Raw genomic sequence first — 12,132 nt, forward strand, 5'->3', positions numbered from 1 at the left:
ATGCCCAGGCGTATAAAGGACTATCTGATTACATTGAGTGCCGGCTTGTGCTTCAGCACCGCCGTGCTCGCGAACCATCAAACGGGCCCGGAACACTTCACCTTGCTGAGCCGTGCAGGCTCCGTTCAACTGGAAACCCACCTGAACAAGGCCCAACGCCAATGGCTGCAAAACAAACGCGAATTGGTGCTGGGCACCGCATCGCCTGACTATCCTCCCTTCGACCTTACGTCCAGTGGTCGCGACTATGAGGGGCTCACCGCCGATTACGCCGGCCTGCTCGCCAAGACGCTGGCCTTGCCGGTAAAGGTATTGCGCTACCCCTCCCGAGAGGCCGCTATCCGCGCCCTTGAAACAGGCGATATTGACTTATTGGGCACCTCGAACGGCTTTGAGGCGGCAAACCCGAACCTCACGCTCTCCGAACCCTATGCCGTTGACCAGCCGGTGTTGGTCACCCGCGAAGGTGAGACCCGCAGCCTGAATGATGGGCTGGCCGGAATGCGCCTGGCCCTGGTCTACCACTACCTGCCCCTGAGCGAGGTGGAAAAACTGTATCCGCAGGCGATCATCCGCGCTTACCCCTCCTATCAAAATGCCTTGAATGCGGTGGCATTCGACCAGGCTGACGTATTCCTCGGCGATACCATTTCCACCCATTACATGATCAATAAGGGCTACCTGAAAAACATCCACATGGCCAACTTCGGCAAACACGAGGCCTATGGGTTCAGCTTTGCCATGCCCCAGCACCAGCGCACGCTCTTGAGTATTGTCGACGCGGTGCTGACGGCCGTCCCTACCAATGAACGGGAAACCATCGCCAAGCGCTGGAGCGCCGGCAGCGACATCCTGTTGACCGACCAGAAGCTGCAACTGACTCAGCGTGAGGAGCGTTGGTTGAAGGACCACCCGGTGGTCAAAGTGATTGTGAACGAAACCTTCGCCCCGCTGACGTTCTTCGACGCCGAAGGCAATTTCCGCGGCATCACCGCTGACCTGCTGGAGTTGATCCGCTTGCGCACCGGGCTGCGCTTCGAGATCCATCGCGGGCGTGACCTGAGCGCGATGATCGAACAGGTGGACGCCGGTAAAGTCGACATGATTGGCGCAATCGTGCCCAGCGCTGAACGGGAAGCGCAACTGAACTTCAGTCGACCTTACCTGGAAAACTCCTATGTGCTGCTGACTCGCAAAGCAGCTGACGCCCCCTCGAACCTAGAGCAGATGGCCGGCAAGCGCCTGGCAATCACCCCGGGCAATCCTCTGGAATCCCTCCTGCGCCGCGACTTTCCAGAGGTCCAACTGGTCAAGGCCAGCGACACCTTCAGGGCCTCGGAACTGCTGGCCCAAGGGCAGGTGGAAGGCGCGGTGAACTCCCTGGTCGTCGCCAACTACTTGCTGTCGTCCTCGATGTTCCAGGACAAATTGCAGATCAGCACCAGTATCGGCACGGCTCCGGCCACCTTTGCCCTGGCGACGGCGCGCAGTGCCACCGAACTCAGCTCGATTCTCGACAAGGCCCTGCTGAGCATCGCCCCGGACGAGCTGGGCGTGATCAACAGTCGCTGGCGTGGTTACACCGCCGCCTCCGACAGCTACTGGCGCAACTATCACCAACTGATCACCCGCATCATCATCGGCACCGGGCTTTTGCTGCTGCTGTCCCTGGCCTGGAACGCCTACATGCGCCGCCAGATCAAACATCGCAAGATGGCTGAGCGAGCCCTCAATGATCAGTTCGAGTTCATGCGCGCGCTGGTCAACGAAACCCCGCACCCTATCTATGTACGTGACCGTAAAGGCCTGCTGCAGACCTGCAACGACAGCTACCTGCAGGTGTTCGACGTCAAGCGCGAGGACGTGATCGGCAAAAGTGCCCTCCAGATGAGCGAGGCGCTTGAAACGGACGCCGAGCAATACCATGCCGATTATCAGCGGGTGATGACCGAAGGCAACCCGCTGATCCTGGATCGCACCCTGTATATCCGTGGGCATAAACTGACGATCTACCACTGGATCCTGCCGTACCGCGACTCTACCGGGGAAGTACAGGGGATCATCGGGGGCTGGATTGACATCAGCGAGCGACGCCAACTGTTCGATGAGATCCGCGCCGCCAAAGAACGCGCCGACGAGGCGAATCGGGCCAAGAGCACGTTCCTCGCCACCATGAGCCATGAAATACGTACGCCGATGAACGCAGTGATCGGCATGCTGGAGTTGACCCTCAAGCGAGCCGACCAGGGCCATCTTGATCGCCCGGCCATCGAAGTGGCGTACAACTCGGCCAAGGATCTGCTGGAGCTGATCGGCGATATCCTCGACATCGCGCGCATCGAATCCGGCCGCCTGAGCCTGGCCCCGGAGCGCGTCAACCTACGCGAAGTGATCGAGTCGGTGGTGCGTGTCTTCGACGGCCTGGCGCGCCAGAAGACCCTCAGCCTGTCCCTTGAGTTCAAGCCCGACCGCGATGACACCGAAGTGCTGATCGACCCGCTGCGCTTCAAGCAAGTGCTGTCGAACCTGGTCAGCAATGCCATCAAGTTCACCGAGCGTGGCCAGGTAAACATCAAGGTGGAGGTATTGCCCACCGATGTGGCGCAACAGGTCGAGATGAAGCTGGTGGTCGAGGATACGGGGATCGGTATCAGCCGGGATGATCAGTTGCGCCTGTTCGAACCCTTTGCCCAGGCTGACAATTCCGGGCAGCTCGCCAGGAGTGGCGCCGGCCTGGGGTTGGTTATCTGCCGCAGCCTGTGCGCAATGATGGGCGGGCAACTGAGCTTGAGCAGCGTGCCTATGGTGGGCACCCAAGTGCATGTGAACCTGAAAATGGCGCGCCTGCAGCCGCTGCAGACAACGCATGAACCCAAGCCCGAGGCGCCGGCAACCGCGCGCGTACTCAATGTGCTGGTGGTGGATGATCACCCCGCCAACCGCTTGCTGATGTGCCAGCAACTGGGTTACCTGGGTCATCAGTTCACCGCTGCGCAGAACGGCGCCGCCGGCTTCCAGGCCTGGCGCCAGGAGCGCTTCGACCTGGTCATCGCCGACTGCAACATGCCCATCATGAATGGCTACGAGTTGAGTCGCTCGATCCGCGAATATGAACAGCGTGAGCAACGGGTGCCTTGCGTGGTGCTGGGTTTTACCGCCAATGCCCAGCCCGAGGAGAAACAACGCTGCGCTGAAGCCGGCATGAACGATTGCCTGTTCAAACCCATCAGCCTCACGGCACTGGAGCGGCAACTGGCGCAGATCGCCCCACAACCGGCCGCCCTGCACCTGGACCTCGGCAACTTCGAGGCCCTGACCGGCGGCGATCCTCAGTTGAGCTGGCGTTTGCTGGAGGAACTGCTCAGCAGCAGTCGACATGATCGCCAGGAACTGACTGCGCTGATTGGTGCCCACGCCCCGCTCCAGGACATCATCGAGCAGGCCCACAAAATCAAGGGAGCTGCCCGCATCGTTCAGGCGACGCCACTGGCCGGACAGTGCGAAACCCTGGAACAGGCGTGCGTGCGCGGCGATGACTGGGCGCTGATCGAAACCGGTGCGAAAGCCTTGGAGAGCCTCATGTTGGAGCTGGAAAGGTTACTGCAAGGGCAGCTTCACGGCCTGGATGGCCGGTAAGGGGCGGATGCCGCCCCTTGCGTGATCAGCAGTCGGTCAAGCGCAGGAAAATCGCCGCCAGCTGTTCAATGCCCGCTTGATCCTGGAGGGTAAAACGCGCCAGCGACGGGCTGTCGAGGTCGAGGACGCCAACCAGTTTGCCGTCCTTGACCAAGGGCACCACCAGTTCGCTGTTGGAGGCGCTGTCACAGGCAATGTGCCCGGGAAACGCATGCACATCCTCGACCCGCTGGGTTTGCCGCGACGCCGCCGCCGCACCGCACACCCCGCGGCCAAACGGGATGCGCACACAGGCGATCTGGCCCTGGAACGGCCCAAGCACCAACTCTTCGTTGCGGTTGAGGTAGAAGCCGGCCCAGTTCAGGTCGTCCAGCTGGTTGAACAGGAATGCAGAAAACTGCGCACTGTTGGCGATAAAGTCGCGCTCATCGGCCAGCAGCGACTCCAGTTGCGCGCAGAGCATGGCGTAGCCATCCAGGCCAGTGCCGGCGCTGTGTAGATCGATCATGGTTGAAGCTCCAGCAATTTGAGACCCACCCAGTAACGGGCGAATTGGTAGGCGCAACGGCCGTTGCGGTTGCCGCGACCGGTGGCCCAGCGCACGGCGAGGATGTCGAGGGCTTCATCGCGCTGCCACTGCAAACCGGCCTTGCTCGCCAGCTCGCCGATCCAATGCTCCACCACCTCCAGGAAGTGCTCCTGGGTGAAGGGGTAGAACGACAGCCACAAGCCAAAACGGTCGGACAGGGCAATCTTGTCTTCCACCGCCTCGCTGGGGTGCAGTTCGCCATCCACGCGTTTCCAGTTGTCGTTGTCACTCTGGTTTTCCGGCACCAAGTGGCGGCGGTTGGAGGTGGCGTACAACAGCACGTTTTCCGGCGCTTGCTCCAGGGAGCCATCCAGCACGCTTTTAAGCACGCGGTAATCGCCTTCACCGGCCTCGAACGACAGGTCATCGCAGAACAGGATAAAGCGCTGCGGTAGCTTGAGCAGTTGCTCGACCACACGCGGCAGGTCGGCCAAATGATCGCGCTCGATCTCGATCAGACGCAAGCCAGCCTCGGCGTGGTGGGCCAGCAGGGCGCGGACCATGGATGATTTGCCGGTGCCACGCGAGCCCCACAGCAGCGCGTGGTTGGCGGGCAGGCCGTCGATGAATTGTTGGGTGTTGCGCGCCAGTGTTTCACGTTGCTTGTCCACGCCGATCAGGTCGGACAGGCGCATGTCGAGGCTCACGTCCAGTGGCAGCAGGAAACCACTACGGCCTTCACGCTGCCAGCGGGCAGCCAGGCACTGGTTCCAATCGATGGTTTGGCGGGGCGCGGGCAACAGCGGTTCCAGGCGGGCAAGTACTGCATCGGCCCGCTCAAGAAAGGCATTCAATCGAGAGTCCACGATTATTCCTCTGGCAAGTTCTTGCAAAAGATGGCGTATTGGCAGCCCTGCGGCAGACCGCACGAGGCTGCGTAAAAAAACGATTCATGCCGGGCAGGCCAGAGCGTATGGATGTTCAGCTATGCTTGCCGGGCGAAGGGAAACGTGAAGTGGTTCAACACTCGATGGATATCAAGTTCGCCCACCGCTTGTCTTATAAACAAGCCAGATTGACTGTGCTGGTCGGTTTCGTCTTGGGAACCTTGCTCAGCCTGATCCAAATCGGCATTGATTATGCCAGCGAAGACGCATCCATCAACCGTGAAATTCGCTCACTGATCGAAATCAGCCACAACCCCGCGTCACGCATCGCCTACAACATTGACGCCGAACTGGCCCAGGAACTGACCCTGGGCCTGCTGCACTCCCCTGCCATCATTCACGCCCAGTTGATCGACAACAATGGCGTGGTACTCGCCGATGTCGACCGGCCGCACAAGGAAAGCACCTACCGGCCCATCAGCGATTTCCTGTTTGGCGCCAACCGCCGGTTCGAAGACCGGCTGTTCCTCAGTCATATGCCCAACGAATCCCTCGGTGTACTGCGCCTGGACGTGGACACCTATGCGTTTGGCAGCCGCTTCCTGCACCGTGCCGAGATCACCCTGCTCAACGGCTTCGCCCGCAGCCTGTTGCTGACCGGCATCCTGCTGGGCTTGTTCTACGTGATGTTGACCCAACCGCTGGTGCGCATTATCCGCGAGCTGAGTCACCGCAGACAGGCACGCCTGGATTGTCCGCCCGGCCACGAACACGACGAAATCGGCGTATTGGTGAACGTTGCCAACCAGCAGTTCGAAAACATGGAGACGGAGATCCAGCAGCGCCGTCACGCCGAGGATCGCCTGACCGAATACCTGGGGCAACTGGAGGACATCGTCTCCGCCCGGACCCTGGAGCTCAAGGCCAGCAACCAGCAGTTGAGCCAGTCCAACGCCGAACTGGAAGCGGCGAAGATGCATGCACTGGGCATGGCGCAGGCGCGGGCGGCGTTCCTGGCCAACATGAGCCACGAGATCCGCACCCCGCTCAACGGCCTGTTGGGGATGATCGCACTGTCACTGGACAGCCCGCTCAATGCTGAACAACGTCAGCAACTGTCCATCGCCCATGACTCGGGCAAGGTGCTGGTGGAATTGCTCAACGATATCCTCGACCTGTCCAAGTTCGACGCCGGCCAGCTGGAGCTGGAGCGCATCCCGTTTGACCTGGGCTCACTGGTGGAAGACACCGCCAACCTGTTGTCGCAGAACGCGGCGCCAAGCGTCGAACTGACCTGCCTGATCGACCCGCAGTTTCCCGCCCAGGTCTTGGGTGACCCGACCCGTGTGCGCCAGATCGTCAGTAACCTGCTGTCCAATGCCTTGAAGTTCACCCGCTTCGGCCGAGTCGATGTACGCCTCAGCGCGCTGGAAGGCCGGGTGCGCATTGAAGTGTGTGATACCGGCATCGGCATTGCCCAGGAAGCCCAGGTGAAGATATTCCAACCGTTCACCCAGGCGGGCGCCGGCATCACCCGCCAGTTTGGCGGCACGGGCCTGGGCCTGGCGCTGACGCACAACCTGTGTGAAGCCATGAAGGGCCGCTTGAGCATCAGCTCGGAGGTGGGCTTCGGCAGCCAGTTCTGCGCCGACCTGCCGTTGCCGATCCATTTGTCCGCCGTGCAACCGACACCGCTCAAAGGTGAAGTGATCGCCATCACCAGCGCCGGCAGCGGCCTGACCGAACTGCTCACCACCCTGCTGCCCCTCTGGGGGCTGACACCGCGCTGCTACCCGCGTGATGAAGACGTGAGCGGGCAAACCCCGGACCTGCTGATCACCGATTGCCCCGAATGCCTGTTCCGTCTGCGCCCTTCCATCAGCGCGCCGATCTTGCTGGTAACCGCCTATGGCAATTTCATGCCGGGCGAAGAAGTCGCGGCACTGGCCCCCTTGCAGCAACAGGCGCGCCCGTTGAGCCGCAACGCGCTGTATCAGATTTTGCAACGTAACCTGCGCAGCGATAACCCGCTGATCATCGACCCCATCCAGATGGAAGCCGCGCCCCTGGCGCACCGGGCGCGCATCCTGCTGGTGGAGGACAACGCGGTCAACCAACTGGTGGCCAAAGGCATGCTGAGCAAACTGGGGTGTGAGGTGATCGTGGCCGCCCATGGCGGCGAGGCCCTCAAGTTTCTTGAGGACCAGCGCTTCGACATGGTGTTGATGGACTGCAATATGCCGGTGATGGACGGTTACGAGGCCAGTCGGCAGATCCGTCGCAGCGGGCGCTGGCCAGACCTGCCCATCGTCGCGTTGACCGCCAACGCCTTGTCCGAAGAGCGCGAGCGGTGCCGCGCCGCGGGCATGAATGACTACCTGGCCAAGCCGTTTCGCCGCGAGGAACTCAGCGGTTTGCTGGAGCTGTGGGTGCCGAAGACGACAAGTCTCTGATCTGCCGAAGCAACTGGTCCAGGCCATCGCGCAACGCGTCGGCCTGGTTCAGGTCGATGCCGCTGTCGCACAGCAGACGGGTCTTGAGGCCAAAGGCCTGGTCGCGCAATTGCACACCGGTTTCACTCAAGCTCAGGTGCACTTCCCGCTCATCCTTGGCGCTGCGCTGGCGCCGCACCCACTGGAGTTGCTCAAGACGCTTGAGCAGCGGCGTCAGCGTGCCCGAGTCAAGCATCAGGCGCTCACCCAGGGCCTTGACCGTGGGTTGTGCCGGCGCTGCGGCATGCCACTCCCACAACACCAGCATCACCAGGTATTGCGGGTAGGTCAGGCCAAGCTGATCAAGCATCGGCTTGTAGGCGCGGGTCACGGCCCTGGAGGCGGCGTAGAGTTTGAAACACAGTTGGTGGTCGAGCGCCAGGGACACGGTCATTTGAGCAGGGCTTCGATCTCTTGGGTCAGGTCCTGCGGCTTGGTGGTCGGGGCAAACCGCTTGACCACCTGGCCGTCACGGCCAATCAGGAACTTGGTGAAATTCCACTTGATGCCCTTGGAACCCAGCAGGCCCGGTGCCTGTTTCTTCAACTGCACGAACAACGGGTGAGCATCGCTGCCATTCACGTCGATTTTTTTGAACAGCGGGAAGCTGACGCCGAAGTTCAGCTCGCAGAATTCGGAAATCGCGCCTTCGTTACCCGGTTCCTGCTTGCCGAACTGGTTGCAAGGGAAGCCCAACACCACCAGGCCCTGGTCCTTGTACTGCTGCCAGAGTTGCTCCAGGCCTTTGTACTGCGGGGTGAAACCGCACTTGCTGGCGGTGTTGACCACCAGGATGGCCTTGCCGGCGAAATCGGCCAAGGTCTTTTGCTCACCCTTGATGGTGGTGCAAGGGATGCTCAGCAGGTTGTCGCTCATGGCAGTGCCTCGATAAGGGGGGAAAGAGGGATAAACATAGTAGGCAATTCAATTGTGTGCAATTTAATTGACTCAGCGAATGGCACGGTATCAGGTGGGAGCGAGCCCGCTCCCCCATTTTTCGGTCGGTTTACAACCCGATCGCTAGCGCGGGACGAGGTCCAGGCACACCGAGTTGATGCAATAACGCAGGCCGGTCGGCGGCGGGCCGTCCGGGAACACGTGGCCCAGGTGCGCATCGCACTTGGCGCAGGTGACTTCGGTGCGGATCATGCCGTGGCTGACGTCGCGGATCTCGACCATCGCGCTGTCGGCGATCGGCGCGTAGAAGCTCGGCCAGCCGCAGCCGGAATCAAACTTGGTGGTCGAATCGAACAGCGCCGCGTTGCAGCAGATGCAGTGATACACGCCGTCGGTCTTGGTTGCGTTGTACTTGCCGCTGAAAGGCCGCTCGGTGCCCTTGAGACGGCACACGTTGTACTGCTCTGGGTCGAGCATTGCCTTCCATTCATCAACGGTTTTCTGCAGCTTTTCCATCGGTACACCTCGGCAATTGAAAAACCCTGATCTGTATCTTTTCCATAGATCAGGCGGCACGTATGATTGCGCCTCTTCAAAACGCCAGTCTGGCACCCGCGCTACCGGCATTCAAACGTATTTATGGGTGCGGCCTGCGCAGGATTCAACGTACGGTAGTGCCCACACCGTCTGGATCGTTCATTTTCAGGATCACATCGCCATGCAGGTCAGCAAATCGAACAAGCTCGCCAACGTCTGCTACGACATTCGCGGCCCAGTGCTCAAGCACGCCAAGCGCCTGGAAGAGGAAGGCCATCGCATCCTCAAGCTGAACATCGGCAACCCGGCGCCCTTTGGTTTCGAAGCGCCGGACGAAATCCTCCAGGACGTGATCCGCAACCTGCCCACCGCCCAGGGCTACAGTGACTCCAAGGGCCTGTTCAGCGCGCGCAAGGCGGTGATGCAGTACTACCAGCAGAAGCAGGTCGAAGGTGTCGGCATCGAAGACATCTACCTGGGCAATGGTGTGTCCGAGCTGATCGTGATGTCCATGCAGGCGCTGCTCAACAATGGCGACGAAGTCCTGGTACCCGCGCCGGACTACCCGCTGTGGACCGCCGCCGTGACCCTGGCCGGTGGCCACCCGGTGCACTACCTGTGTGACGAAGGCGCCGACTGGTTCCCGGACCTGGCCGACATCAAGGCCAAGATCACCCCGAATACCAAAGCCCTGGTGATCATCAACCCGAACAACCCCACAGGCGCGGTGTACTCCAAGGAAGTGTTGCTGGGCATGCTCGAGCTGGCACGCCAGCACAACCTGGTGGTGTTCTCCGACGAGATCTACGACAAGATCCTCTACGACGATGCGGTGCATATCTGCACCGGTTCCCTGGCGCCGGACCTGCTGTGCCTGACCTTCAACGGCCTGTCGAAGTCCTACCGCGTGGCGGGCTTCCGCTCCGGCTGGATCGCCATTTCCGGGCCCAAGCACAACGCCCAAAGCTACATCGAAGGCATCGACATGCTGGCCAACATGCGCCTGTGCGCCAACGTGCCGAGCCAACATGCGATCCAGACCGCCCTCGGCGGCTACCAGAGCATCAATGACCTGATCCTGCCCCAGGGCCGCCTGCTGGAACAGCGCAACCGTACGTGGGAGCTGCTCAATGCGATCCCGGGCGTGAGCTGCGTGAAGCCCATGGGGGCGCTGTATGCCTTCCCGCGGATCGACCCGAAGGTCTGCCCGATCCTCAACGACGAGAAGTTCGTGCTCGACCTGCTGCTGTCGGAAAAACTGCTGGTGGTGCAAGGCACCGCGTTCAACTGGCCGTGGCCGGACCATTTCCGCGTGGTGACCTTGCCGCGTGTGGATGACCTGGACATGGCCATTGGTCGCATCGGCAACTTCCTCAAGTCCTATCGCCAGTAATGGAAACGGCGCTGTGCGACCGACAGTCGGTCGTACAGCGAGTATCTGGCAACACTTCTCTGCCCTTTCCTCGCTTCAACACTTCGCGGGACTCGCAAAAGCCATCCGCCCCCTATAATTACAGGGCTGCAAGGCACCGAAGAACCGATCAAGGGGCCTTTTCCCTCTCGGAAAATCCCTTCAAGGCTCTACGTTCTGGCTGTAGGACACAGTTTGAAATAGTCGCTCGGTTGAATCACCCCATGCCGCACCTTATATACCCCGCAGTACGCGACATATTAAGCATGAGGAGAACTCTACAACCATGATGCGCATCCTGCTGTTCTTGGCCACTAACCTTGCGGTCGTGCTGATTGCCAGCATCACCTTGAGCCTTTTCGGCTTCAACGGGTTCATGGCGGCCAACGGGGTTGACCTGAACCTCAATCAGCTGCTGGTTTTCTGTGCGGTCTTTGGTTTCGCCGGCTCGTTGTTCTCGCTGTTCATCTCCAAGTGGATGGCGAAGATGAGCACCAGCACCCAGGTCATCACCCAGCCACGTACCCGGCATGAACAATGGTTGCTGCAAACCGTCGAGCAGTTGTCCCGCGAGGCGGGGATCAAGATGCCCGAGGTCGGGATTTTCCCGGCTTATGAAGCCAACGCCTTTGCCACCGGCTGGAACAAGAACGACGCACTTGTTGCGGTCAGCCAGGGCATGCTGGAACGCTTCTCGTACGATGAAGTAAAAGCCGTGCTGGCCCACGAAATCGGCCACGTCGCCAACGGTGACATGGTCACCTTGGCACTGGTCCAGGGCGTGGTGAACACCTTCGTGATGTTTTTCGCGCGGATCATCGGCAACTTCGTCGACAAGGTGATCTTCAAGAACGAAGGCGGCCGTGGCATTGCCTACTTCGTGGCGACCATCTTCGCCGAAGTGGTGCTGGGCTTCCTGGCCAGCGCGATCACCATGTGGTTCTCGCGCAAACGGGAATTCCGCGCAGACGAAGCCGGGGCCCGCCTGGCGGGTACCGGGGCGATGATCGCAGCACTGCAACACCTGCGCTCCGAACAGGGCCTGCCGGTGCATATGCCGGACAGCCTGACCGCCTTCGGCATCAACGGCGGCATCAAACAGGGCATGGCTCGCCTGTTCATGAGCCACCCACCGCTGGAAGAGCGTATCGACGCACTGCGCCGTCGGGGCTGATGGCAAGGTGACACAAGGAGGGGCGATCTGATCGCCCCTTTTTTGTGGGCGCTCGCAATGGCCATAGGTATCCACACAATTTTGCAGCAACCAACACTAACCACGATGCGAAGCGAGCCGCTCTTGATCCTGATCTTGATCTTGATCTCGCTTTTGATCTCAGGCGCCCCGTCAAACACGCTGGCCGGAATTCGACAGGGATTTGGGGGGTAAACCGGCAGGGATGCCGGTTTAGCCGCCCCGCGCCATGGATGGCGCGTGGCGGCGGCCCCCCAAATACCTGTCGGATTACGGGCACACCGAGCGTGAGCGAGGTGCCGAGTGTTGGGGCGAAGCGTTTTTGGTTACTTTTGGCGCTCTTCCAAAAGTGACCCGCTGTAAAAGCGGAACCCATAGTGGCCGTTACCCAAATAACGGATATGTACCTGGTCTGATCCAACATCCTGGTCGTCTGCCAGCCCGCCACGGGAGCAAGCTCCCTCGCCACAGGTCCAGCGCCATACCCAGAGTGGTGTAGATACCGAGGCCCCGATGGCGCTGAATCAGTCACCTGATGAATCGACTGACAC

The 12,132-nt window shown here is 60.7% G+C and carries 9 protein-coding genes; 4 read left to right on the forward strand and 5 right to left on the reverse strand.

All coding sequences use genetic code 11. The features are described from left to right. Entirely contained in the window at positions 1 to 3,636 is a 3,636-nt protein-coding gene (locus AC3ZU9_RS19685) for a transporter substrate-binding domain-containing protein (RefSeq protein WP_102060288.1), read from the forward strand. Between the two features lie 25 nt (positions 3,637 to 3,661). Here AC3ZU9_RS19685 and AC3ZU9_RS19690 read toward each other — a convergent pair whose 3' ends face one another. Then, the gene (locus AC3ZU9_RS19690; RefSeq protein ID WP_046036485.1) at positions 3,662 to 4,144 is read right to left on the reverse strand and encodes a GAF domain-containing protein; all 483 of its coding nucleotides are present in this window, start codon (positions 4,142 to 4,144) and stop codon (positions 3,662 to 3,664) included. Further along, positions 4,141 to 5,031: an ATP-binding protein gene (locus tag AC3ZU9_RS19695; protein WP_012723012.1), complete on the reverse strand. Its 891-nt coding sequence runs from the start codon at positions 5,029 to 5,031 to the stop codon at positions 4,141 to 4,143. The genes AC3ZU9_RS19690 and AC3ZU9_RS19695 overlap by 4 nt, the downstream gene beginning before the upstream one ends. Positions 5,032 to 5,195: 164 nt before the next feature. On the opposite strand from AC3ZU9_RS19695, the gene AC3ZU9_RS19700 reads away from it, so the two are divergent. Further along, positions 5,196 to 7,505, forward strand: coding sequence for a hybrid sensor histidine kinase/response regulator (locus tag AC3ZU9_RS19700; protein WP_490091212.1), 2,310 nt, complete (start codon positions 5,196 to 5,198; stop codon positions 7,503 to 7,505). On the opposite strand, the gene AC3ZU9_RS19705 is transcribed toward AC3ZU9_RS19700, so the two are convergent. The 3 genes from AC3ZU9_RS19705 to msrB all read right to left on the reverse strand — a co-directional run bounded on the left by AC3ZU9_RS19705 (position 7,459) and on the right by msrB (position 8,957). Then, positions 7,459 to 7,938 carry a MarR family winged helix-turn-helix transcriptional regulator gene (locus tag AC3ZU9_RS19705; protein ID WP_122809782.1) on the reverse strand — a complete coding sequence of 160 codons (480 nt, stop codon included), beginning with the start codon at positions 7,936 to 7,938 and terminating at the stop codon, positions 7,459 to 7,461. The two genes, AC3ZU9_RS19700 and AC3ZU9_RS19705, sit on opposite strands and share 47 nt — an antisense overlap. Then, entirely contained in the window at positions 7,935 to 8,420 is a 486-nt protein-coding gene (locus AC3ZU9_RS19710) for a glutathione peroxidase (protein WP_012723009.1), read from the reverse strand. Before AC3ZU9_RS19710 ends, AC3ZU9_RS19705 begins: the two co-directional genes overlap by 4 nt. 144 nt (positions 8,421 to 8,564) lie before the next feature. Continuing rightward, positions 8,565 to 8,957: a peptide-methionine (R)-S-oxide reductase MsrB gene (msrB, locus tag AC3ZU9_RS19715; protein ID WP_046036488.1), complete on the reverse strand. Its 393-nt coding sequence runs from the start codon at positions 8,955 to 8,957 to the stop codon at positions 8,565 to 8,567. A gap of 202 nt (positions 8,958 to 9,159) precedes the next feature. Here msrB and AC3ZU9_RS19720 point away from each other — a divergent pair, with 202 nt between their 5' ends. Next, positions 9,160 to 10,371 carry a pyridoxal phosphate-dependent aminotransferase gene (locus AC3ZU9_RS19720; RefSeq protein WP_012723006.1) on the forward strand — a complete coding sequence of 404 codons (1,212 nt, stop codon included), beginning with the start codon at positions 9,160 to 9,162 and terminating at the stop codon, positions 10,369 to 10,371. Between the two features lie 304 nt (positions 10,372 to 10,675). Beyond that, positions 10,676 to 11,563 (forward strand): protease HtpX, encoded by an 888-nt coding sequence (gene htpX / locus AC3ZU9_RS19725; RefSeq protein ID WP_012723005.1) that lies wholly within the window; start codon positions 10,676 to 10,678, stop codon positions 11,561 to 11,563. Positions 11,564 to 12,132: the final 569 nt, after the last annotated feature.

It is taken from the genome of Pseudomonas sp. A39 (genome assembly GCF_058145955.1).

Bases quoted from the DNA above. Each gene is read 5' to 3' on its own strand.
- AC3ZU9_RS19685 (WP_102060288.1), top strand. From the start codon at position 1: ATGCCCAGGCGTATAAAGGACTATCTGATTACATTGAGTGCCGGCTTG.
- AC3ZU9_RS19690 (WP_046036485.1), bottom strand. From the start codon at position 4,144: ATGATCGATCTACACAGCGCCGGCACTGGCCTGGATGGCTACGCCATG.
- AC3ZU9_RS19700 (WP_490091212.1), top strand. From the start codon at position 5,196: ATGGATATCAAGTTCGCCCACCGCTTGTCTTATAAACAAGCCAGATTG.
- AC3ZU9_RS19705 (WP_122809782.1), bottom strand. From the start codon at position 7,938: ATGACCGTGTCCCTGGCGCTCGACCACCAACTGTGTTTCAAACTCTAC.
- AC3ZU9_RS19710 (WP_012723009.1), bottom strand. From the start codon at position 8,420: ATGAGCGACAACCTGCTGAGCATCCCTTGCACCACCATCAAGGGTGAG.
- msrB (WP_046036488.1), bottom strand. From the start codon at position 8,957: ATGGAAAAGCTGCAGAAAACCGTTGATGAATGGAAGGCAATGCTCGAC.
- AC3ZU9_RS19720 (WP_012723006.1), top strand. From the start codon at position 9,160: ATGCAGGTCAGCAAATCGAACAAGCTCGCCAACGTCTGCTACGACATT.
- htpX (WP_012723005.1), top strand. From the start codon at position 10,676: ATGATGCGCATCCTGCTGTTCTTGGCCACTAACCTTGCGGTCGTGCTG.